Source organism: Plantactinospora sp. WMMC1484, from assembly GCF_049315195.1.
In the GTDB taxonomy this organism is placed as follows: domain Bacteria; phylum Actinomycetota; class Actinomycetes; order Mycobacteriales; family Micromonosporaceae; genus Plantactinospora.
The window spans coordinates 5232914-5258979 of record NZ_CP186055.1 but is presented as its reverse complement, the minus strand read 5'-3'; the positions used below and the strand labels follow the sequence as shown (position 1 = coordinate 5258979).

The 26066-nt window shown below is 74.4% G+C and carries 2 protein-coding genes and 1 pseudogene; all 3 read left to right on the top strand.

Going from position 1 to position 26066, the window contains the following annotated elements:
- Positions 1-190: 190 nt before the first annotated feature.
- The gene (locus tag ACN28C_RS22940) at positions 191-6610 is read left to right on the top strand and encodes a type I polyketide synthase (RefSeq protein ID WP_422774777.1); all 6420 of its coding nucleotides are present in this window, start codon (positions 191-193) and stop codon (positions 6608-6610) included.
- Positions 6611-6667: 57 nt separating this feature from the next.
- A complete protein-coding gene (locus ACN28C_RS22935; protein ID WP_422769587.1) occupies positions 6668-7846 on the top strand; it encodes an FAD-dependent oxidoreductase in 1179 nt (392 codons plus the stop codon).
- Between the two features lie 205 nt (positions 7847-8051).
- Positions 8052-26000, top strand: a pseudogene (locus tag ACN28C_RS22930) (SDR family NAD(P)-dependent oxidoreductase); the annotation flags it as partial.
- Positions 26001-26066: the final 66 nt, after the last annotated feature.

The following is a 26066-nucleotide window of genomic DNA, read 5'->3' as shown; positions in this document are numbered from 1 at the left end:
CCGGCGGCCCGGAGTAATCACCAGGTCCCGAGTCAGGGGTTGGCAGGGGTTCATCTCATCCGGCCGAGTCACTAGCTTCAACTGCGGAGACACGCTTCTCAGCGGGTTGTGCGTCCTGACGGTCTCCGGCTGCGACAGACAGGTTGCGTGAATGTCGAACGAAGAAAAGACCGTCGAATATCTCAAGCGGTTGACGGCAGATCTGCAGCGTACCCGGCGGCAGTTGCGCGACGCCGAGGAACGGGACCGCGAACCGATCGCGCTGGTGGGCATGGCGTGCCGTTTCGCCGGGGGGATCGGCTCGGCCGACGAGCTGTGGCACCTGCTGGTGAGCGGTTCCGACGCGGTCGGGGAGTTCCCGGCCGACCGAGGCTGGGACCTCGCTGCCCTCTTCGATCCGGACCCGGAACGTGTCGGCACCTCGACCACCCGGCACGGCGCCTTCCTCACGGCGGCGGGCGAGTTCGACGCGGGCTTCTTCGGCGTTTCGCCGCGTGAGGCGATCGCGATGGACCCGCAGCAGCGGGTGCTGCTGGAGACCGCCTGGGAGGCGTTCGAGGATGCCGGGGTGCGCCCGGACACGTTGCGCGGCACCGCCACCGGCGTCTTCGTCGGGAGCAACAGCCAGGACTACGCCTCCGTCGCCAGCGCCGCGCCGGAGGAACTCGAGGGCTACCTCGGCACCGGTACCGCGGCCAGTGTGCTGAGCGGCCGACTGTCCTACACGTACGGCTTTCAGGGCCCCGCGGTCACCGTGGACACCGCCTGCTCCTCCTCGCTTGTCGCCCTGCATCTGGCCGTGCGGTCGCTGCGCGCCGGGGAGAGCTCCCTGGCACTCGCCGCCGGTGTCACGGTGATGTCCACGCCCGGAGCCTTTCTCGAGTTCAGCCGTCAGCGGGGGTTGGCTGCGGATGGTCGGTGCAAGGCGTTCGCGGCGGGCGCTGACGGTACGGGTTGGGGTGAGGGGGTCGGTGTGCTGGTGTTGGAGCGGCTTTCGGATGCTCGCCGGCATGGTCGGCGTGTGTTGGCGGTGGTGCGTGGCTCGGCGGTGAACCAGGACGGTGCCTCCAGCGGTCTGACCGCGCCGAATGGTCCGAGTCAGCAGCGGGTGATTCGGCGGGCGTTGGCGGATGCGGGTGTTGAGGCGGGGGGTGTGGATGTGGTCGAGGCGCACGGTACGGGTACCCGTCTGGGTGATCCGATCGAGGCGCAGGCGTTGTTGGCCACGTATGGGCGGGATCGTGTTCGGCCGTTGTGGTTGGGGTCGGTGAAGTCGAATATCGGGCATACGCAGGCGGCTGCGGGTGTGGCTGGTGTGATCAAGATGGTGTTGGCGATGCGTCAGGGCGTGTTGCCGAGGACGTTGCATGTGGACGAGCCGACGCCGGAGGTGGACTGGTCGGCGGGGGCGGTGCGGTTGTTGACCGAGGTTCAGCCGTGGCGGCGTGCCGGTCACCCCCGCCGGGCCGGCGTCTCCTCGTTCGGAATGAGCGGCACGAACGCGCACGTCATCATCGAGGAGGCGCCCGAGGTCGCCCCGGCGGCTGCACCGGTCGACGTCTCCTCGCCGGGTGAGCCGGTCGAGCCGCCGGGTGAGCCGATCGAGTCAACCGTCGCGGTGCCGCTGGTGCTGTCCGCCCGTACCGAGCCGGCCCTGCGCGAGCTGGCCGCCCGGATGGCCGCGCTGCCCGAGACCCCCGGCGCGGACCTCGGGCACTCGCTGGCCGTCACCCGGACCCCGCTGCCGATCCGAGCCGTCGTCGTCGCCGACGGCTCCGGCTCCGCCCGCGCCGGGTTCACGGCGCTGGCCGCCGGGGAGGTCGTGACCGGCGTCGTCACCGGCACCGCCGCCGGCACCCGCGACAACGTCGTTTTCGTCTTTCCGGGACAGGGGTCGCAGTGGGCCGGCATGGCAGTCGAGTTGCTGCGTACTTCGTCGGTGTTCGCCGAGCGGATGACCGAATGTGCCGAAGCGCTCGCCCCGCACGTCGACTGGAAGCTGCTCGACGTGCTCACCGGTGTGCCGGGCGCGCCGGGGCTGGACCGGGTCGACGTCGTGCAGCCCGTGCTGTTCGCGATGATGGTGTCGCTGGCCGAGGTGTGGCGGGCACACGGCGTACGCCCGGCCGCGGTGCTGGGGCACAGCCAGGGCGAGATCGCCGCCGCCTGCGTCGCCGGGGCACTCTCCCTGCCGGATGCCGCCCGGCTGGTGGCGCTGCGTTCGCGGGCCCTGCTGCAACTCTCCCAGCAAGGCGGCATGCTCTCGCTCGCGCTGTCCGTGGCCGAGGTACGCGACCTTATCGCCGATGACTGTCCGGAGCTGTCGGTCGCCACGGTCAACGGCCCGTCCTCGACCGTGGTCTCCGGCCCGCCCGACGCCCTGCACGCACTGCACGACGCGTGCGAGGCGGAGGGCGTCCGGGCCCGGATGATCCCCGTCGACTACGCCTCGCACTCGCCGCAGGTCGAGCGGTTGCGCGACGAGCTGATCCGGATCGCCGCGCCGATGACGCCGCGCGACGGCGAGGTCCGCTTCTTCTCCTCGGTCACCGCCGCCTTCCAGGAGCACCGGTCGCTGACCCCGGACTACTGGTTCCGCAACCTGCGCGACACCGTCGAGTTCGAGCCTGCGGTGCGCGCCCTGCTGGCCGCCGGATTCACCGCGTTCGTCGAGGTCAGCCCGCACGCGGTGCTCACCATGAGCATCGAGGAGACCGTCCAGGCGGCCGGCGCGGACGCCGCCGTCGTAGGCACCCTGCGTCGCGACGAGGGCGGTCTCAGGCGCCTGTACCGCCAGCTCGGCGAAGCCTGGGTGCGCGGCGTCCCGGTCGAATGGTCCGCCGTCTTCACCGGCGCCCGGCGGGTGGACCTGCCCACGTACCCGTTCCAGCGCCGCAGGTTCTGGCCGGGCCGCCCGCGCGGCGCGGGCGATGTCGCCGCCGCCGGTCTCGCGCCGGTGGCCCATCCGCTGCTCGGCGCCGTCGTGCCGATGGCCGGCGCGGACGCCGTGCTGCTGACCGGCCGGCTCGCCCTCGACACCCAACCCTGGCTGGCCGACCACCGGGTACGCGACGAGATCCTGCTGCCCGGCACCGGTTTCCTCGAACTGGTCGCCCGCGCCGGCGACGAGGTGGGCGGCACTCTCGTGGAGGAACTCACGTTGCAGGCACCGCTGGCGGTTCCGGCCACCGGAGCGCTCCGGGTGCAGGTCAGCGTCCGCCCGGCCGAGGAGGGCCGCTGGACCGTCAAGGTGCACTCCCGCGCCGATGGCCGCGACCGCTGGGTCCAACACGCCGAGGGCGTGCTGAGCAGCGGCCCCGGCACAGCCGTACCCGCGACCGTGGCGTGGCCACCTGCCGGGGCGTCCACGGTGGACCTCGGCGACGTTTACGACGCCCTGGCGGAGCGCGGGCTGGACTACGGGCCGTCCTTCCGGGGGCTGCGCCGGGTCTGGTCCGGTGACGGCGCCGTCTACGCCGAGGCACGGCTGCCCGGCGATGTCGGTGCTGCCCCGGCCGAGTACCTGCTGCACCCGGCCCTGCTCGACGCGGCTCTGCACGCCGCCGGGGTGGGCGGGCTGTTGCCCTCCGACGGCGTCGCCCGGCTGCCGTGGAGTTTCCAGGGAGTCCGGGTGCACGCCACCGGAGCCGCAGAGCTGCGGGTACGCCTGACCTCGCCGGCACCCGGGACCCTCGCCCTGACGGCGACGGACACGACGGGCGCGCCCGTGCTGTCGATAGACGCTCTGACCCTGCGCGCGGCGGGCGACGCTGCCGGCGCCGACGACGACCTGTACGCCCTGGAGTGGATTCCCGCCGGCACCACGGCCGCAGCGGTGGCGGACTGGGCGCTCGTCGGAGCGTATGACGCCGGGGCGCGGCCGGACCGGTCCTACCCGGACCTGGCCGCGCTCTCCGCCGCGCTCGACTCCGGCGGGCAGGCGCCCGAGCTGGTGGTGACCGTCTGCCCGGCCGCGTCCGGCGACACCCCCGCCGAGGTACGCGCCGCCCTGTCCGCCGTGCACGCCCTGCTCGCCGGCTGGCTGGCCGACGGTCGCCTCGACCGGTCCCGGCTGGTCGTCGTCACCCGTGGCGCGGTGGCGGTCCAGGATCGCGGCGAGGTGCGCGACCTCGCCCACGCGGCGGTACGCGGCCTGGTCCGTACCGCCCAGTCCGAGAACCCGGACAGGTTCGTCCTCGCCGACCTCGACGACGACCGGAGCCCGCTCCCGGTCGAGCTGTTCGCCGCCGGTGACCCCGAGGTCGCGATCCGCGCCGGGCGGGCGTGGCTGCCCCGACTGCGCACGGTCGCCGGCCGGCCCTCCCCGCGAACGCCGATGGCGGCCGGCCCGTGGCGCCTGGACGCCACCGGCACCGGCTCGGTCGACGGCCTCGCCGTGGTGGCGGCCCCGGAGTCGGCGGCGGAACTGGAGCCGGGCGAGATCCGGGTGGCCGTACGCGCCGCCGGGGTCAACTTCCGGGACGTGCTCATCACGCTCGGCATGTACCCGGACCCGGCGCTGCTGGGCAGCGAGGCCGCCGGCACCGTGCTCGAGGTGGGACCGGGCGTCCCGTCCCTCGCGCCGGGCGACCGGGTCACGGGCCTGTTCACCGGCGCGTTCGGCCCGGTGGCGATCACCGATCACCGGATGCTCACCCGGATACCCGACGGATGGTCCTTCACCCAGGCCGCCTCCATGCCGATCGTCTTCCTCACCGCCTGGTACGCGCTGCGCGACCTCGCCGGCCTGGAAGCGGGAGAGCGTGTCCTCGTGCACGCGGCCGCCGGTGGGGTGGGGCAGGCGGCGGTCCAGTTGGCCCGGCACTGGGGTGCGGAGGTCTTCGGCACGGCCAGCGAGGGTAAGTGGGCGGTGCTGCGCGGGTTGGGCCTGCCGGACGACCACATCGGCAACTCGCGGGACCTGTCGTTCGCGGAACGCTTCCCGGCCGGCCTGGACGTGGTGCTCAACAGCCTCTCCGGTGAGTTCGTCGACACGTCGGCTGGGCTGCTGCGTCCCGGCGGCCGGTTCGTCGAGATGGGCAAGACCGACATTCGCGACCCCGGGTCGATCGCCGGGATCCACTACCGCTCCTTCGACCTCGTGGAAGCCGGGCCGGACCGCATCCAGCAGATGCTCACCGAGCTGGTGCGGCTGTTCACGGACGGCACGCTGCACCTGCTGCCCACCCACGTCTGGGACGTACGCGAGGCGCCGGAGGCGTTCCGCCGGATCAGCCAGGCCCGGTACTCCGGCAAGGTCGTGCTGACCCTGCCGCAGCCGTGGCAGCGGCACGGCACCGTCCTTGTCACCGGCGGTACGGGTACCCTCGGCCGGCTGCTGGCCCGGCACCTTGCCGACCGTGGGGTGCGGCACCTGCTGCTGGTCAGCCGGTCCGGTCCCGACGCCCCGGGCGTGCCGGAGCTGGTCGCCGACCTTGCCGACCGTGGCGCGACCGCCACCGTGGCGGCCTGCGACGTCGCCGACCGTGGTGCCTTGGAGAGGCTGCTGGCGACGGTCCCGCAGGACCGTCCGCTCACCGGAGTCGTGCACGCCGCCGGGGTCCTGCGCGACGGGCTGGTGGGCTCGCTGACTCCGGCGGACTTCGACGAAGTGTTGCGGGCGAAGGTGGACGCGGCGGCGAACCTGGACGCGTGCACCCGCGACCGCGACCTGATCGACTTCGTGCTGTTCTCCTCGGCGGCGGGCCTGCTCGGTGCCCCGGGACAGGGCAACTACGCCGCGGCGAACACCTTCCTGGACGCGCTGGCCCTGCGTCGCCGGGCGGCGGGCCTGCCGGCGACCTCGCTCGCCTGGAGCCTGTGGGCGCAGCGCAGCGCGATGACCGGGCATCTCGGCGACACCGATCTGGGCCGTCTCGCCCGAGGCGGGGTGGCGCCGCTGCGCAGTGACGAGGGACTGCGGCTGTGGGACGCCGCGCTGCGCCACGCCGATCCGGTGCTGGCACCGATGCGTGTCGACACCGGGGCCCTGCGCGCCGGTTCGGGCCCCGGTGTCGTCCCGGCGCTGCTGCGCGGCCTCGCCGGTGCCGCGGCACGACCTGCGGCCCGGGTCGCCGACCCGGGAGGTCCGGCCGAGACCCCCGGGCAGCGCTACCTCGCCCTGGCGCCCGCCGAGCGGGACCGGGCACTGCTGGACCTGGTCCGGTCCTCGGCCGCCGCGGTGCTCGGCCACGCCGACAGCACCGAGATCGGTACCGACCGGGCCTTCAAGGATCTCGGGTTCGACTCGCTGACGGCGGTGGAGCTGCGCAACCGGCTCACCACCGCCACCGGGTTGCGCCTGCCCGCGACCCTGGTCTTCGACAATCCCAGCCCCGCCGCGCTCGCCGCCTTACTGAGCCGCGAACTGCGGCCGGACGAGCCCGGTGCCACCGACGAGGATCCGGCCGGCGCCGAGTTCCACCGCGTGCTGCGGGCGATCCCGTTGCAACGCTTCCACCAGGCCGGCCTTTACGACGCGATCATGAGCCTCGCCGCCGCCCCGGACGAGGTCCTCGCGTCTGCCGAGTCGGACGGCGATTCCACGGCCATCGACGACCTCGACGTCGCCGCACTGATCCAGCGGGCGATGGACACCTCGCAATCCTGATCCACCGGCCGCGCCGCAGGGGCGCGGCGATCCGGTCGAGCACCCTGGAGAGACACGATGAAGGCGGTAATCATCGGCGCCGGCGTCAGCGGGACGCTGACGGCGGTCGGGTTGGCCCGGGCCGGGCACGACGTGGAGATCTACGAGCGTGCGCCACAGTTGCGGGACGGCGGCAACGGTGTGATGGTCTGGCACAACGGCACCGGCATCATGAAGGACCTGGGGCTGCGGCTGGACGGGCTGGGCCAGCGCATCGACGCCGCCGACGTCTGGTCGTACGACGGGCGGCCGCTGATGCGTACCGACATGGCCGAGATCGCCGACGAGCTGGGTACGCCGGGGCTGGGCGTCATGCGGGGTCAGGTCATGGAGCGTGCCGTCGAGGCGCTGCCGCCCGGTGTGCTGCGGTTCGGTCGGAAATGCGTCCGGATCGAGGAGGTCGGCTCCGGCGTCGTGGCGCACTTCGACGACGGTACGACGGCGAACGGCGACGTGTTGGTCGGCGCGGACGGGTACCGGTCGGTCGTACGGCGCCACCTGGTCGGCGACGTGCTGCCCCGGGCGATGGGACTCGCCTCGTGGCACGGGACCACCCAGGTGCCCATCCGGCTGGGATCCGAGCACGTCGTGCCGACGTACTACGGCCGAGTCGGGCTCTGCACCATCCACCCGGTCGGGCAGGGCCTGATCCACTGGGCGTTCGAGGTGCCGTGGACGGGCGCGCTGCGGCACATCCCCGCCGGAGCGGAGACGGCCGACGCCGCCGAAGGGCCGGTCGCCGGATCCCGGCTCGCCGCCCTGCGCAAGGGCTTCGGCGACTGGGCCCCGCCCGTACGGGAGTTGCTGGACGCGCTGACCGAGGACGACATCGCCGTCGCGCCGCACCTGCTGCACCGCGTTGCCGGTCAGTGGGGTCGGGGCCGGGTCACGCTCGTCGGCGACGCGGCACACGTGGTGCCCCCCCGTATCGGCATGGGCGTCAACCAGGCGCTCGAGGATGCCTGGGTGCTCAGCCGGACAACCGCCGCGGCCGACGACCCGGCACTCGCGCTACGCCGCTACGAGCAGATCCGCCGGCCGCGCGCCAAGCGCATCCACTCCACGGCCCGGATGATGCAGCGCGCCAACCCGCTGCTGCTCGCCCTGCGCCGTACCCGCAAGGGCGTGAACGGCACGAGGATGCTGCGTGCCAACATCGTGCGCGGCAGCAGCTTCCTCAACGACGACGTGCGCTGAGTCGACGACGTGCGCTGAGTCGACGGCACGCACCGAGCCGACCGCGCGGACGGAGACGAACGCGCTTACCGGAGACGAACGACGCCCCGGAACCGGGACGACGGCGTGCGCGGGAACCGGCCCGCCGGACGAGGACAGGGAGACGCAGGTGCCACTTTCCGAGCCGATCCGAGCGTTGCCGGAGCTGCTGCTGGCAAACGCCGAGCGCTTTACCGGCAAGGCGGCGTACCGCGACGACTCGCGCAGTGTCGGCTACCCGGAGCTGGCGCTGCGTACCGGTCGGCTCGCGGGTCACCTCGCAACCCTTGGACTCGGTCGCGGCGACCGGGCGGTGCTGATGCTCGGCAACACCGTCGAGCAGGTCGAGTCGTACCTGGCCGTGCTGCGCGCCGCCGCGGTCGGGGTGCCGGTGAACCCGCTCGCGACGGCGGACGAGCTGGCGTACCTGGTCGCGGACAGCGGCGCCCGGCTGGTGATCGCCGACGCGACCCGGGTCGCGGAGATGCGTGCCGTCCTGCCAGCCGACGTGACCGTCGTGGCCGGCGGCGCCGGGCAGCACGGCGAACTCTCGTTCGAGCGGCTGGCGAGCAGCGAACCCGGCCCCGCGCCCCGCGACGACCTCGGCCTGGACGAGGCGGCCTGGATGCTCTACACCTCGGGAACCACCGGCCGGCCCAAGGGAGTGCTCTCTACCCAGCGCAGTTGCCTGTGGTCAATCGGGGCCTCGTACGAGCCGTTGCTGGGCCTGCGGCCCGACGACCACCTGCTGTGGCCGCTGCCGCTGTTCCACAGTCTCTCGCACATCCTCGCGGTGGTCGGCGTGACCGCGGTCGGCGCGTCGGCGCGGATTCTGCCCGGCTTCGCCGCCGAACAGGTCGCCGACGAGCTGACGACCGGTGGCTACACGGTCCTGGTCGGAGTGCCGACGATGTACCACCACCTGGCCCGGGAGGCCCGGCGTGGTGCGGTGCGCACAGACAGCCTGCGGGTCTGTCTGTGCACGGGCGCGGTGGCCGGTGCCTCGCTGCGTGCCGCGTTCCTGGATGCGGTGGGCGTCCGGCTGCTCGACAGCTACGGCAGCACCGAGACCTGCGGCGCGATCACCATGTCCCCGCCGGACCGGCCGTTGCCCGACGGGTCCTGCGGGCTGCCGGTACCAGGACTCGACGTGCGGATCACCGACCCGGGTACCGGCGCCGAGGTACCGCCCGGCACCGAGGGCGAGGTGTGGGTCCGTGGCCCCAGCCTGATGCTCGGGTACCACGGACGGCCCGAGGCGACGGTCGAGGCGCTGCGCGACGGCTGGTACCGCACCGGTGACCTGGCCCGCCGCGACACCGCCGGGCACCTGACGATCAGTGGCCGGATCAAGGACCTGATCATCCGAGGTGGGGAGAACATCCATCCCGGCGAGATCGACGAGGTGTTGCGTGGGCTCGGCGGCGTGACCGATGCCGCAGCGGCCGGGGAGCCCGACGAGGTGCTCGGCGAGCAGCCGGTCGGTTACGTCGTGCTCGACCCGGCGGAGGCGTTCGACGTGACAGCGGCCTTTGCGGTCCTGGGCGCGCGGCTGTCCTACTACAAGGTGCCGGTCGCGCTGTACGCGGTGGCCGAGATCCCGCGCACCGCCTCCGGGAAGATCACCCGGCACCGGCTGGGCGGTACGCCCGCGCGGCTGCTCGGCGTGCACGGCCGCACGGATGCGCTGTTCCGCCTGACCTGGCCCCCGGTCGACCCGGCCACGGTCGGCTCGGACCCGGCCGGCGCGACGTCCGGAGACGGCGCCGTCCTCGATCTCACACCGCGGCCCGACCCGGCCGGGGTGCGCGCCGCGGTCCGGCAGGCTGCCGGTCTGCTGGAAGAGCGGCTCACCGAAACCACCGGCCCGGTGGTCGTGCTGACCCGTGGCGCGATCGCCGTGCTGCCCGGAGAACTGCCCGAGCCCACAGCCGCTGCGGTGCACGCCATGGCCGTCGCCCGCGCCGGCGCGGGCGACGGCCGGATCGTCGTGTTCGACACCGACGAGCCCGGCGCGGCAGCGGTCGCGGCAGTGGTCGCCGGGTACGGCGGCGAACCACGCCTGGCCGTCCGCTCCGGACGCGTCCACGTGCCACGCCTGACGCGGGCCGCCGCCGACGGCATCCCCTCGTTCGCGCCGGACGCGGCGGTGCTTGTCACCGGAGCCCGGCCCCGGGAGGTCGCGCTGCGTCTGGCTGCCCGGCACGGTGTACGCCACCTGGCTGTCCCCGGCGAGCAGGACGGACTGGCCGAGGCCCTCGCCGACCTCGGTGCCACTCTCACGGCGCTGCCCGCCACGAACGGCGCCGCTACACCGCTCGACATCCACACCGGGCCCGGGGCGAGGCGACCGTTGGCGGCGATCGTGCACACCTCCGCCGACGAGGATCCCGACGGCGTGTGGCAGCTACACGAGGCGAGCACCGAGCCGGGAGCGCCGGCGCTGGTGCTCTTCACCACGGCGGGACCGGCCCTCGGCGTACCGGTGGAATCGACGCGGGCGGCAGCGGCCGGCTTCTGCACCGCCGTGGCCGCCCACCGCCGGGCCATGGGCCTGAGCACGGTCAACCTGGCCTGGGGGCCGGCGCACGCCGACGACCTGTCCGGCTGGCCGAGGGGATGCCTCCCGCTCGCGCCCGAGCAAGCCCTGCCACTGCTCTCCGTCTCCATGACGGCCGGCGCACCGGAGCTGCTGCCGATCGACATCGACATCGCGGCCCTCGGCGGCGCCGGGACACCACCGGTCCTGCGGGCCCTGGCTCCCCGCGCCACGACGACGGACCGGCTCCACGGGTTGTCCGGCCGCGAGCGCGAGCAGCGCATCCTCACCATCGTGCTGACCGAGTCGGCCGCCGTACTCGGCCTGCCCGGGCCGGCGGACGTACCGCCCGAGCGGTCCTTCCAGGATCTCGGCTTCACCTCCGCCACCTCGGTGGAGTTGCGGAACCGGCTGGTCGCCGCGACCGGGCACCCGCTCGCGGCGACGGCGGCGTTCGATCATCCGTCCCCCCGGGTGCTCGCCCGGCACCTGGCGGCCGGGCTGTCCGGGGCCGAGTCTGCCCCGCGCCCCGCCGACGAGCCCGTGGCGGACCCGGGGGAACCGATCGCGATCGTCGCGATGAGCTGCCGCTATCCCGGCGGGATCGACTCGCCCGAACAACTGTGGGACCTGGTCGTCGAGGGCCGGGACGCGATGACGAGCTTCCCCGGCGACCGGGGCTGGGACGTCGAGGCGCTCTACCACCCCGATCCGGACAGCCCGGGCACCAGCTACGTGCGTACCGGTGGATTCCTGACCTCCGCCGCCGCCTTCGACGCCGAACTGTTCGGCATCTCGCCCCGCGAGGCCCTCGCCATGGATCCGCAGCAGCGGCTGCTGTTGGAGATCGCCTGGGAGGCGTTCGAGCGCGCCCGGATCGACCCCGTGAGCCGCCGCGGCGACGCGATCGGGGTGTTCGCCGGGGCCATGTTCCACGACTACGCCACCCGGCTGGACCGGGTACCCGAGGACGTGGAGGGCTTCATCGGCACCGGTACCGCGGGCAGCGTGCTGTCCGGCCGAATCGCCTACGCGTTCGGGTTGGAGGGTCCGGCTGTCACAGTGGACACCGCCTGCTCGTCGTCGCTGGTCGCGCTCCACCTGGCCGCCCAGGCGCTGCGGCAGGGCGAATGCTCGATCGCGCTGGCCGGCGGTGTGGCCGTGATGGCGACGCCCGCCCCGTTCCTGGAGTTCAGCCGTCAGCGCGCACTCGCCGCCGACGGCCGGTGCAAGCCGTTCGCGGCGGCGGCCGACGGCACCGCCTGGGGCGAGGGCGCGGGCATGCTCGTTCTCGAACGGCTCGGCGACGCGCGGCGGCACGGCCATCCGGTCCTCGCGATACTGCGCGGCTCGGCGGTCAACCAGGACGGCGCCAGCAACGGGCTGACCGCGCCGAACGGACCCGCGCAGGCCCGGGTGATCCGGCGGGCGCTGGCCAGCGCCGGGTTGGCTGCGGCGGACGTCGACGCCGTGGAGGCGCACGGCACCGGCACCCGCCTCGGCGATCCGATCGAGGCCGAGGCGCTCATCGCCGCGTACGGGCGGGACCGGCCGGCGGACCGGCCGCTGCGGCTCGGCTCCATCAAGGCGAACATCGGTCACACCCAGGCCGCCGCCGGTGTGGCCGGCGTGATCAAGATGGTCCTCGGAATGCGGCACGGGCTGCTGCCACGAACCCTCAACCACGACGCGCCCACACCGTACGTCGACTGGTCCGCCGGCACCGTCGAGCTGCTGCCCGAGACCGTTCCGTGGCCGGTCACCGGCGGTCCACGGCGTGCCGGGGTCTCCTCCTTCGGGGTCAGCGGCACCAACGCGCACGTCATCCTCGAACAGGCGCCGCAGGACGATGCCAGCGGGCTCGGCGGCACCGACGCGCACGTCATCCTCGAACAGGCGCCGCAGGACGGTGCCGGTCTCGGGGAGTTGCGGGGCCGCGAGCGAGATCCAGCCGCCGATGCCGCGAGCCCGGAGCCGCGTCCCGAGCCGGTCGGGCCGGTCGGGCCGGTCGCCTGGGTACTCTCCGGGCGCTCGCCCGAGGCGCTGCAGGCGCAGGCGGAGCGGCTGGCCGGGTACGTGGAGACCCGGTCTCCGGAGCCCGCCGACGTGGGCCTGTCGCTGGCCACCACCCGGGCCCGGCTGGAGAGCCGAGCCGTGGTGGTCGGTCACGACCGCGCGGACCTGGTCGCGGGGCTGCGGGCGTTGGCGGACGGCACCGAGGCGCCGAACGTGGTCACCGGCGGCACCGCGCTCCGGACCCCGGTCGCCTTCGTCTTCCCGGGCCAGGGTACCCAGTGGCCGGGCATGGTGGCGGAGCTGCTGGAGACCTCGCCGGTGTTCCGCGCGAGTGTGCAGGAGTGCGACGCCGCACTGTGGGAGTTCCAGGACTGGTCCGTTCTGGATCTGCTCGCGGGCGTGCCGGGCGCGCCGTCGATGGAGCGCACGGACGTGGTCCAGCCCGTGCTCTTCACCACCATGGTGTCGCTGGCCGCACTCTGGCGTTCCTTCGGCGTGGAGCCGGTCGCCGTGGTCGGGCACAGCCAGGGCGAGATCGCGGCGGCGTACGTCGCCGGGGGCCTGACCCTGCGCGACGCCGCCCGGATCATCGCACTGCGCAGTCAGGCCGCGCAGCGGGCGATGGCCGGTGCGGGCGGTATGACCTCGGTCCTGGCGTCCCGACAGGAACTGGAGCGGCGGCTGCCGCGCTGGGCGGGCCGGCTGTCGATCGCGGCGATCAACGGTCCGGCGACCGTGACCGTCTCCGGCGACCGGGCCGCGCTCACCGAGTTGGAGACGGCTCTGGAGGCGGACGGAATCCGCACCCGACGGATCCACGGCATCGACCTCGCCGCGCACTCCGCGCAGGTCGACGCGGTGCGGGAGGAACTGCTGCGGGTGCTCGCCCCGGTCGCGCCCGCCGCCGCCACGGTGCCGTTCTACTCCACGGTGACCGGTGGGCTCCTCGACACCGGCACGCTCGACGGCGACTACTGGTACCGCAACATGCGGCAGATCGTGGAGTTCGACCCGGCCGTGCGGGCGCTGGCCGCCGAGGGGATCACCACCTACCTCGAGATCAGCACCCACCCGGTGCTGCACGCGTCGATCGAGTCGGTGCTGGACGACGCCGGAGTGCGCGGGTCGGTGCTGAGCACGCTCCAGCGTGACGTCGGCGGCCTGTCCCGGATGACCACCGCACTGGCCGAGGCGGAGGTCGCCAGCGTCGACGTCGACTGGACCCCGCTCTTCGGGCCGGACGCCCGCCCGGTGGACCTGCCCACCTACGCCTTCCAGCGACGCGACTACTGGCTGCTGCCGACGCCGTCGGCCGGCGACGCGGCCGGGCTGGGTCTGGCGCCCGCCGGACACCCGTTGCTGGGCGCGGCCGTCGAACAGGGCGGCGGAGGCGGCGTGCTGCTGACCGGCCGGCTGTCGGCCGCGACCCATCCGTGGCTGTACGCGGGCGCGGAGCCGCCGCCCGCCGAGGTCCTCGTCGAACTCGCCCTGCGCGGCTGCGACGAGGCCGGCTGCGAACGGCTCGGCAGGCTCACCGTCGAGGCGCCACTGCCGCTGTCACCGTCGACCGCGACCCGGGTGCAGGTGACGGTGGCAGGGTCCGATGCCGACGGCCGCCGTACCGTGGAGATCTTCGCCCGGCGTGACGACGATCCGTCGTGGATCCGGCTCGCCCACGGGACGGCGGAGCGGCGTACGACCGGACACCCGGACGCGGAACTGACCGTCTGGCCGCCACAATCCGCTCGTGCCGAGCCGGGCGGGGTGTGGCGGCGGGGCGACACCACGTGGGCGGAAGTGCGTCTTGCGGACGACGCGGAGCCGGCGGGCGGCTTCGGCATCCACCCGGACCTGCTCGCGGCCGCCGTACGGGCCGCAACACCGGAGCCGTCGGTCCTGGCGACCGACTGGCAGGACGTGGTCCTGCATGCCACCGGCGCGACCGAGTTGCGGGTACGGCTCACGCCGGGGCCGGCGGGCACGCTGACGCTCGTCGCCGCCGACGGTACGGGTGCCCCGGTGCTCACGGCCGGGGTGCTACGACTGACCACCCCCGACCCCGCCACGTACTCCGCCCCGACCCGCCGGGGCCTGTACCGCCTGGCCTGGGACGTCCTGCCGGAGGCGATGCCCGGCGAACCGCCGACGGTGGCGACCGTGGACGAAATGCTCGCCCTGCTCGCCGAGCCCGCGACGGAACTGCCCAACCCCGCGCTGCTCGACGTGCCGCGCCGGGCGGACACCGACACGGCTGCCGCCGTCCGGGCTGCTGTGCACGAAACGCTGCGAGTGGTTCAGGCGTGGCTGGCCGACCGGCGGACCGAGGCCGTACCGCTGGTCGTGCTGACCCACGACGCTGAGGAGCGGGACCTGCCCGGCGCAGCCGTACGCGGCCTGCTGCGCTCGGCGCAGTCGGAGGAGCCGGGCCGGTTCGTGCTCGTGGACACCGACGACGCCCCCGCTTCCGCAGCGGTGCTGCGTGCCGGGGTGGCCACCGGTGAGCCGCAACTGGCCGTCCGCGACGGTGTCCTGAGCGTGCCGCGCCTGGTCCCGGTGCCGGCGACCGGCGAGCCGGAGCCGGTCGGCGGGACCGCGCTGATCACCGGCGGCACCGGTGCGCTCGGCCGCCTGGTCGCCCGGGACCTGGCGACCCGGGGCGAGGTCGGTCACCTGCTGCTGGTGGGCCGTCGTGGCGCCGACGCCCCCGGCGCGGGTGAGCTGGCGGCGGAACTGGAAGCCCTCGGCGTCGGCGTCACCCTGGTCCGGGCCGACGCGGCGGACCGCGAGGCACTGGCCGCCGCCATCGCGGACATCCCCGCCGCGCATCCGCTGACCGTCGTGGTGCACGCGGCCGGGGCCCTGGACGACGGTGTGGTCAGCGCCCTGACCCCCGCGCGGGTCGACGCGGTGCTGCGTGCCAAGGTCGACGGCGCGCTGCACCTGCACGAGCTGACCGCCGGGCTCGGCCTGCGGGAGTTCGTACTCTTCTCCTCGATCGCGGGTACGGTCGGCACCGCCGGGCAGGCCAACTACGCCGCCGCGAACGCTTTCCTCGACGCGCTGGCCCGCGCCCGCCGCCGGCAGGGCCTTGCGGCGCTCGCGGTGCCGTGGGGGCTCTGGGCCGAGCGCAGCGAGCTGACCAGCCACCTCGCCGAGGCGGAGCTGCGCCGGATCGGGGGCGGCGGCATCGCCCCGCTGGCCGCCGGGGACGGCCTGGCGTTGCTGCGCGCGGCCCGGGCCGGCGACGAGCCGGTCGTCGTCGCCGCGGACTTCGACCTGGCCGCGCTGCGCGGCCAGGCGGCCGCCGGGACGCTGCCCGTGGTACTGCGTGATCTCGTCGGGGCCCGCGCCCGGCGGGCTGCGGCAACCCGCTCGGACACCGGCTCCGGGAGCGGTTCGGCCCTGGCGGACCGGCTCGCGGCGCTGCCGGCGGCGGAGCGGCGGGCTCAGGTCGAGGAACTGGTCCGCGAGCAGGCGGCGGCGGTACTGGGGCACGACTCGCCGCGTCGGCTGTCGCTCGCCCGGGCGTTCAAGGACCTGGGCTTCGACTCGCTGACCGGCATCCAGTTGCGTAACCGGCTGCGCGCCGTCACCGGCCTCAACCTGGGTACGACCCTCGTCTTCGACCATCCGACCGGGGAGGCGCTCGCCACCCATCTGCTGCGGGAGCTGACCGGCGAGCTGACCGCCGACGCCGCCGCCCCGGTGCCCGTCGCCGCGGTGGACGCAGCGGACCCGATCGCGGTCGTCGCGGTCGGCTGCCGGTTCCCCGGCGGGATCCGGTCGCCGGAGGAGTTCTGGCAGGTGTTGGCCGAGGGTGTGGACACGGTCGGTGGATTCCCCGCCGACCGGGGCTGGGACCTGGACAATCTCTGGTCGGGCGACCCGGGGCGCCCCGGCACGACCACGACGCGGGCCGGCGCGTTTCTGTACGACGCTGCGGAGTTCGACGCGGAGTTCTTCGGCATCTCGCCCCGCGAGGCCACTGCCATGGACCCGCAGCAGCGGATTCTGCTGGAGACTGCCTGGGAAACCGTCGAGCGGGCCGGCATCGACCCGGCGACGCTGCGGGGCAGTCGTACGGGCGTGTTCGTCGGCGCCAACGGCCAGGACTACGTGACCCTGATGCAGGGCGCCGAGCGTGGCGGCGAGGGCTACCTGATCACCGGCAGCGCCACCAGCGTGATGTCCGGGCGCATCGCCTACCAGCTCGGCCTGGAGGGGCCGGCGGTCACCGTGGACACCGCGTGTTCGTCGTCGCTGGTTGCCCTGCACCTGGCCGCCCAGGCGCTGCGGGCCGGCGAGTGCGATCTGGCCGTGGCCGGTGGCGTCACCGTCCTGTCGACGCCCGGCGCGTTCATCGAGTTCAGCCGGCAGGGGGGTCTCGCGCCCGACGGCCGGTGCAAAGCCTTCGCCGCCGCCGCCGACGGCACCGGCTGGGGCGAGGGCGCCGGAATCCTGCTCGTGGAGCGCCTGTCGGACGCGCGGCGGCGCGGCCATCGGGTTCTGGCGCTGCTGCGGGGTTCGGCGGTCAACCAGGACGGCGCGTCGAACGGTCTGACCGCGCCGAGCGGACCCAGCCAGCAGCGGGTGATCCGGCAGGCGCTGGCGAACGCCGGCCTCACCACCGCCGACGTGGACGCCGTCGAGGCGCACGGTACGGCCACCGTCCTCGGGGATCCGATCGAAGCGCAGGCGCTGCTCGCCACGTACGGGCAGGACCGGCCGGCGGACCGGCCGCTGCGGCTGGGGTCGGTCAAGTCGAACATCGGTCACACGCAGGCTGCGGCGGGCGTGGCCGGTGTCATCAAGATGGTGCTGGCGTTGGAGCACGGCCTGCTGCCCAAGACGTTGCACGTGGACGAGCCGACCCCGCATGTCGACTGGTCGGCCGGCGCGGTCACGCTGCTCGGCGAGGCCGCGCCGTGGCCCGAGACCGGACGCCCGCGCCGGGCCGCAGTGTCGTCCTTCGGCATCAGCGGTACGAACGCCCACGTGATCCTCGAACAGGCCGGTCCGGCCGAGATCCTCGAAGCGGCCGGCCCCGCCGAGGACGTACAGGTCGGTCCCGGGGCGGCGGACCGGCCGCTGCCCTGGGTGTTGTCGGCGGCGACGCCGGCGGCGCTGCGGGACCAGGCGCGAGGTCTGCTCGCGTACGCCGGCCCGGACAGCCCGTACCGCCCGGTCGACGTCGCGCTGGCCCTGGCCACCACGCGCACCGCCCTGCGGCATCGCGCGGCGGTGACCGCGCCGGACGGCGACGGCTACCGGGCCGGGCTCATGGCGCTCGCTCGTGGCGAGACGACCGCCGCGGTGCTGACCGGTGTCGCCGAGGATCCCGGACCGCTGGCTTTCCTGTTCACCGGGCAGGGCAGCCAGCGTCCGGGCATGGGCCGGGCACTGGCCGACGCCCATCCCGTCTTCGCCGCCGCACTGGACGAGGTGCTGGCCCAGTTGGACGAGCACCTCGACCGGCCGCTACGCGAGCTGATGTTCGCCGCCGAGGGGTCGAGCCAGGCGGCGCTGCTGGACGAGACCGGCTACACCCAGCCGGCGATCTTCGCGTTCGAGGTCGCGCTGTTCCGGCTGCTGGAGTGGCTCGGCGTACGACCGGCCCTGCTGGCGGGGCACTCGGTCGGCGAGTTCGCGGCGGCGCACGTGGCCGGGGTACTCTCCCTCGCCGACGCCGCCCTGCTGGTCACGACTCGTGGCCGGCTGATGCAGCGGCTCGACCGGGTCGGGGCGATGGCTTCGGTGGCAGCGACCGAGCAGGAGATCCTCGCCGAGTTGCCGCCGCGGGCGGACGTCGCGGCGGTCAACGGCCCGGAGTCCGTCGTCGTGTCCGGTGACAGCGACGTGGTCGAGTCGGTCGTCGCGCTCTGGGCTGGACGCGGCCGGCGTACCCGACGGCTGCGGGTCAGCCACGCCTTCCACTCCTGGCACATGGACGAAATCAGCGAGGAGTTCCGGCGTGTCGCGGAGACCGTCGGCTACGCCGAGCCGAACGTCCCGATCGTTTCCACCCTCACCGGCCGCCGCGCTACCGACGGCGACCTGCGGTCCGCAGACTACTGGACGCGGCACCTGCGGGAGGCTGTCCGGTTCGCCGACGCGGTGCGGACTGCCGAGGCCGAGGGCGTACGCGCGTTCGTCGAGGTCGGCCCGGACGCGGCGCTGTCCGGCACGGCCGGCGCGTGCCTGACGGGTGCGGAACCGGCCGTGGTCGTACCCAGCCAGCACCGCAGGCAGCCGGAGGACCTCGCCTTCGCGGCCGCGCTGGCCCGGCTGTACGTGCACGGCTACGCCTGGAACCACGAGGCGGCGTTCGACGGGCTCGGCGCGCGGCCGGTACGGCTGCCGACGTACCCGTTCCAGCGCCGCCGCTACTGGTGGCCGATCGAAACCCTGACCGCCGCCGCGCCCCGCCCCGGAGCGGCGGAGAGCGAGCCGTGGTGTTACCAGGCGGTCTGGCGCCCGCTGCCCGAACCGGCCGCCGGCCCCGCCGGGGGGACCTGGCTGGTCGTCGCCGCCGACGACGCGCTGGCCCCCGCCGCGCGGGCACTGACCGCGCGGGGCGCCCGGGTGGTGCAGGTGGCGGCCGGCCCCGGTTCCCCGGCCCTGGCGGCGAACGCCGGTTCCCCGGCCCTGGCGGCGAACGCCGGTTTCCCGGAGTTTCTGGCCGCTGCCGGCGACGAACCGCTGGCCGGCGTGCTGTGCGCGTTGGACCTGGCGTCGACCGTGGCCCTGGTGCAGGCGCTGCACGACGCCGGTCGCACCGCGCCGGTCTGGGCGCTGACGCACGGCGCGGTCTCCGTGGGCGCCGCCGACCGGCTCGCCGACCCGGTGGCGGCCCAGCTCTGGGGACTGGCCCGGGTCGCGGCCCTCGAGCTTCCCGGGCTGTGGGGCGGGGTGGTCGATCTGCCCGCCACGCCCGGGGAGCGGGCGTGGCAGCGGCTCGCCGCCGTCGTGACCGGCCGGGGTGGCGAGGACCAGGTCGCGGTCCGCGACGCCGGCGTCTTCGGCCGCCGGCTTGTCCGCGCGGCCGCCCTTCCGAACGAGGAGCCGGCCTCCGCCGCCCGTCCGAAACGGTCGGTGCAGGGCACCATCCTGATCACCGGCGGCACCGGCGGACTCGGCGCCCAGCTCGCGCGTCGCCTCGCCGCGCACAGTACCCAGCACCTGATGCTGGTCAGCCGCTCCGGCGAGGCCGCGCCCGGCGCGGTCGAGCTGCGCACGGAGCTGACCGCGCTCGGGGCCGTCGGGGTGACCGTCGCCGCCTGCGACGTGGCCGACCGGGTGGCGCTCGCCAGCCTGCTGGCGGCGGTGCCTGCGGACCGCCCGCTGGTCGCGGTGGTGCACGCCGCAGGTGTCCTCGACGACGGCGTGATCACCTCGCTCACCCCCGAGCGTCTGGCCGGTGTGCTGCGGGTCAAGGTGGACGGTGCCCGGAACCTGCACGAGCTGACCGCCGGGACGGGCGTGGGCGGGTTCGTCCTGTTCTCCTCGTTCGCCGGCGCCGTCGGTGGGGCGGGGCAGGCGAACTACGCCGCCGCGAACGCCTACCTGGACGCCCTGGCCGAGCAGCGCCGTGCGGACGGCCTGCCCGCCACCGCCGTCGCGTGGGGACCGTGGGCCGGGGCCGGCATGGCGGCGGGTGCGGTCGGCGAGCGGCTGGCCCGGGACGGGGTCCGGCCGATGCCACCCGAACGCGCGCTGGCGCTGCTGGAGCGGCTCGTGCGCTCGGGAGGCCCGTCGACCGTGGTCGCCGACCTCGACCTGGACCGGTTCGCTGCGTCGTTCACCGTGGTGCGGCCGAGCCCGCTGCTCAGCGAACTGGTCCCGCCGGTGGAGGCCCACACGGCGCCGCCCGCCGGATCCGTCCTCGCGGCGACACCGCCAGCCGAGACGGCCGCCGCGCTGACGAATCTGGTACGGACCGAGGTCGCCGCGGTGCTCGGGCACGGCGGCGCCGGTGAGGTGGACCCGAACCGGGCGTTCCAGGAGATCGGCTTCGACTCGCTGACCGCCGTGGAACTACGCAACCGGCTCGCGGCGGCGCTCGGCAGGGCGCTGCCCACGACCCTCGTCTTCGATTACCCGACGCCCGCGTCGCTGGCGGGTTTCCTGCACGGCGAGGCGGCGGGCGGCCCTGCGGCGGCGAGTCCGGCCAGCACGGCGCCGGTCGACGAGCCCGTCGCGATCGTCGGCATGGCGTGCCACTTCCCGGGTGGCGTGCGTACCCCGGACGAGTTCTGGGCTCTGCTGAATTCCGGCGGCGACGCCATGGTGCCCTTCCCGGCCGACCGTGGTTGGGATCTCGACGCGCTGTTCGACCCGGATCCCGAGCACCACGGCACGACGTACACCACCGTGGGTGGCTTCCTGTCCGGTGCGGGCGAGTTCGACGCGGGCTTCTTCGGTGTCTCGCCGCGTGAGGCGATCGCGATGGACCCGCAGCAGCGGGTGCTGCTGGAGACCGCCTGGGAGGCAGTCGAGCAGGCGGGCATCGACCCGATGACGCTGCGCGGTACCGACACCGGCGTGTTCGCCGGTACCAACGGCGGCCACTACGCCGCGCGGCTGCGGAACGTGCCGCCGGAGGTCGAGGGCTACCTCGGTACCGGCAACTCCGCCAGCGTGGCCTCCGGCCGGGTCGCCTACACGCTGGGCCTGGAGGGGCCGGCGATCACCATCGACACCGCCTGCTCCTCCTCGCTTGTCGCGATCCACCTGGCCGCGCAGGCGCTGCTGCGCGGCGAGTGCCGCCTCGCCCTGGCCGGCGGTGTCACGGTGATGTCCTCACCAGAGCCGTTCGTCGACTTCAGCCGTCAGCGGGGGTTGGCTGCGGATGGTCGGTGCAAGGCGTTCGCGGCGGGCGCTGACGGTACGGGTTGGGGTGAGGGGGTCGGTGTGCTGGTGTTGGAGCGGCTTTCGGATGCTCGCCGGCATGGTCGGCGTGTGTTGGCGGTGGTGCGTGGCTCGGCGGTGAACCAGGACGGTGCCTCCAATGGTCTGACCGCGCCGAATGGTCCGAGTCAGCAGCGGGTGATTCGGCGGGCGTTGGCGGATGCGGGTGTCGAGGCGGGGGGTGTGGATGTGGTCGAGGCGCACGGTACGGGTACCCGTCTGGGTGATCCGATCGAGGCGCAGGCGTTGTTGGCCACGTATGGGCGGGATCGTGTTCGGCCGTTGTGGTTGGGGTCGGTGAAGTCGAATATCGGGCATACGCAGGCGGCTGCGGGTGTGGCTGGTGTGATCAAGATGGTGTTGGCGATGCGTCAGGGCGTGTTGCCGAGGACGTTGCATGTGGACGAGCCGACGCCGGAGGTGGACTGGTCGGCGGGGGCGGTGCGGTTGTTGACCGAGGTTCAGCCGTGGCGGCGTGCCGGTCACCCCCGCCGGGCCGGCGTCTCCTCGTTCGGGATCAGCGGCACGAACGCGCACGTCATCATCGAGGAGGCGCCCGAGGCACCGGAGCCGCCCGAGGCACTCGACGCACGGGCGGCATCGACGGCACCGGAGCCCGAGATCGTGATCGACCGGCCGGTGCCGGTGCTGTTGTCCGCCCGCACCGACGACGCGCTGCGTGCCCAGGCCGACCGCCTGCACCGCCATCTGCTGGCCCGGCCCGACCTGCCGCTGCCCGGCGTCGCCCGTACCCTCGCGCTCGCCCGCTCCGCGTTCGACCGGCGCGCCGCGATCGCCGCCGCTGACCGCGACACCCTGCTCGACGGCCTGCGCACCCTGGCCCGCGCCGGTCGGGGCGCCACCCCCACCGGTGCCCGGGTGGCCGTCCTCTTCTCCGGCCAGGGCTCGCAGCGTCCCGGCATGACCAGCGAGCTGTACGCCGGCTATCCGGTCTACGCCCGTACCCTGGACGAGGTCTGCGCCGGCTTCGACGACCTCCTGGACCTGCCGCTGCGTACGGTGATCTTCGCCGAGCAGCCCGACGACGCCGCCCTGCTGCATCAGACGGTGTACACCCAGGCGGCCCTGTTCGCCGTCGAGGTCGCCCTCTACCGGCTGGTCGAGTCCTGGGGCGTGCTGCCCGGGCACCTCGTCGGCCACTCGATCGGCGAACTGGCCGCCGCGCACGTCGCCGGGGTGCTGAACCTGCGGGACGCCGTCCGGCTGGTCGCCGCCCGGGGCCGGCTGATGCAGCAGTTGCCGCCCGGCGGCGCGATGGTCGCGGTCCAGGCCGGCGAGGACGAGGCCCGCACCCTGATCGCCGACGACCCACGGGTGAGTGTCGCGGCGGTCAACGCCCCCTCGGCAGTCGTGCTCTCCGGCGACGAGGAGGCGGTGCTGCGGGTCGCGGAGCGGCTGACCGCGGCCGGGCACAAGACCAAGCGGCTCACCGTGAGCCACGCGTTCCACTCGGTGCAGATGGACCCGATCCTCGAGGAGTTCCGTCGGGTGGCCGAGAGCGTCTCGTACGCCGAGCCGCAGATCCCGGTCGTCTCCAACCTCACCGGTACGATCGCGGGTCCGGGTGATCTCACGACCGCCGACTACTGGGTCCGGCACATCCGGCACGCGGTCCGCTTCGCCGACGGCGTCGGTGCCCTGCGCGACCACGGGGTGGACGTCTTCCTGGAGATCGGTCCCGGCGCGGTGCTCACCCCGATGGCGGCGGAGTGTCTGGACGACGAGCCCGGCAGCACGCAGCGGCTGGTGCTGCCGATGCTGCGGGCGGACCGGCCGGACAGTGTCGCCGTCGCCGAGGCGGTTGGCCGGTTGTGGGCGCACGGTGTGCCGGTGGACGCCGACGCCGTCCTGCCCGACGCGGATCTCGTGCCGGTGCCGACGTACGCGTTCCGCCGGGAGCACTTCTGGCTGCTGCCGGGTGCCGACGGACCGGATCCGGCCGGACATCCGCTGCTCGGCGCGACCGTCGCGCTGGCCGGCGGGGGTGCCGTGCACACCGGCCGGGTCACCGCGCGGGACGATTCCTGGCTCGCCGACCACACCGTCGCCGGCCGGCCGGTGCTGCCGGGCACCGCGATCACCGACGCGCTGCTGTACGCGGCCACCGGCTGCGGTTGCACCGGCTTCACCGAGCTGACGCTCGGCGGGCCGCTCGTGCTGCCCGCCCGGGGCAGCGTCGACCTGCAGGTCCGGGTAGGAGAGCAGGACGGGGACGGCTGCCGCGCGGTCACCCTGCACGCCCGCCGGAGCGGTCGGGACGACTGGACCGAGTACGCCCACGGCCGGGCCTGCACCGGTGACCCGGCGGCCGTCACCTCGTCCGGGTGGCTGCCCGCCGACGCCGAGCCGGTGTCGGCGGACGGCCAGTACGACCGGCTGGCGGAGCAGGGCGTGGCGTACGGTCCCGCACAGCGGGTGGTCTCCGCACTGTGGCGCGCCGACGACCACGTGTACGCGGAGCTGACCCCGACACCGGGCAGCGCTCCCGGAGCCGCCCTCGCCGCGCTGCCCCCGTTGACCGGCCACGGCACGGTAGGAGCCTGGCACGGGCTGGACCGCCTCTCCGCCGGTTCACCGGAGCGCCTGCGGTTCCGGATCGACGGCGCCGACGCCGCCGACGTGGAACTGTCGGACGCCGCCGGTCGGCTCCTGTTGCGGGCGGCCCGGGTGACCTTCGCGGAGCCGGGACCGCTCGCGGACCACGCCGACGATCGGCAGGAGTGGCTGTATCGGATGAGCCTGGTCCCGTACCGGCTTCCGGAGCCTGTCGGGACGTTCCCGATCGCGGTGTTGGGGGACCCGGAGACGTTCCCGGCGCTACGCGGGCTGGCGGCGGTGGCCGTACCCGGGCTCTCGGCGCTCGAACCGGATCTGCCCGGCCCGGTCGTCCTGTCGGTCGGAACGCGGGCGCGGACGCCTGACGCGATGTCGGCGCGCGAGGCGACTGTCGGGGTGCTGTCCGTGGTCCGGCAGTGGCTCGCGGACGACGCCCGCGCCAACACCACTCTGGTCGTACTCACCCGCGAGGCCGTGCCGTACGTCCCCGGCGGCCCGGTCGACCCGACGCACGCCGCGGTATGGGGGCTGATCCGGGCGGCCCAGGCCGAGCAGCCCGACCGTTTCGTGCTGGTCGACGTCGACGACACGGTGGCCGCGCACGATCTGGCGGCCGCGCTCGCCGGACCCGAACCGCAGTTGGTGCTGCGGGGCAGGCAGGCGTTCGTACCCCGGCTCGCTCCGGCGGTGGTGCCGGCGACAGCGACGGCGACCGCGACGGCGACGGCGACGGTACCCGGGTATCCTTTCGACCCGGCCGGGACGGTCCTGGTCAGCGGCGGCACCGGCGGCCTCGGCCGCGAACTCGCCCGGCACCTGGTCGTTTCGGCGGGGGTGCGCCACCTGCTCCTGGTGGGCCGGCGGGGAGCGGCGGCACCGGGCGCCGCCGAGCTGCGGGACGAACTGGGCGGCCTTGGCGCCGAGGTGACCGTGGCAGCGTGTGATCTCGCCGACCCGGACCGGGTGCGTGAACTGATCGCCGCGATCCCTGCCGCGCATCCGCTGACGGCGGTCGTGCACGCCGCCGGAATCAACCGGGACAGCGTTATCGCCGCGATGACGGACGAGCAGGTCGACGAGGTGTTCCGCGCCAAGGTCGACGCGGTGCTCAACCTGCACGAGGCGACGGCGGACGCGGTGCTCGGGGCGTTCGTCGTCTTCTCCTCGGCCTCCGGCATCCTCGGCGGGCCGGGCCAGGGCAACTACGCGGCCGCGAACGCGTTCCTGGACGCGTTCGCCCACCATCGCGCGGCCCGGGGCCTGCCCGCGATCTCGCTGGCCTGGGGCCTGTGGCGGGAACGCGCCGGGATGGCGGGCAAGCTCACCGACGCGGACCTGCGCCGGATGCGCCGGAGCGGTATCGCGCCGCTGGACACCGCCGACGGTCTCGCCCTGTTCGACCTGGCCCTGCGCGTCGGCGAACCGGCCCTGGTGCCGGTCCGGCTCGACGTGGCGGCGCTGCGCGTCGCCGCACGGACCGCGCCGGTCAGCCCTCCGCTGCGCGGCCTGGCGCCGTACGCCCCGACCGAGGCCGGCGCGGACGGTACCCCGCGACCCACGGCGGCCGTCTCCTTCGCCGACCGGCTGGCCGGGCTGTCCGCCGCCGACCGGGACCGGGCGGTTCTCGACCTGGTCCGGACCTGCACCGCCACGGTGCTGGGTCACCCCGGCCCGGGGGCGGTCGACCCGGACCGTGGCTTCCTGGAGCAGGGCCTCGACTCGTTGACGGCGGTGGAGCTGCGTAACCGGCTGGCCGTGGAGACGGGGCAGCGGCTGTCGGCGACCGTGGTGTTCGACCATCCGTCCCCGGCCGAACTCGCGGCGCAGCTCCGGGAGCTGTTCCCGGTGCCGACGCCCGAGGCCGGCCCACTGGACCTGACCTCCGAGCTGGACCGGATCGCCGGGGCGCTGGGCAAAGCCGAGCCGGGCGATCCGGAGCATGCGGCGGGGATCGCCCGGCGCCTCGAACAGCTACTGCGGGCCTGGGAGGCACGGTTCCCACGGCAGGCGGCGGAGAACGGCGCCATCGACCTGGAGTCGGCGTCGCTGGACGAGGTGCTCGGCTTCATCAACGACGAGTTCGGTTACTCGGGTTGAGATCTGCGAAAGCCGGGGGCCGGTCCCGGCAGCGGCGGGATCCGGCCTCGGGGCGCACGTCGGATC

What these genes read in the sequence shown, in the direction of transcription:
- ACN28C_RS22935 (WP_422769587.1), top strand. Translation starts at nt 6,668, where the DNA reads ATGAAGGCGGTAATCATCGGCGCCGGCGTCAGCGGGACGCTGACGGCG.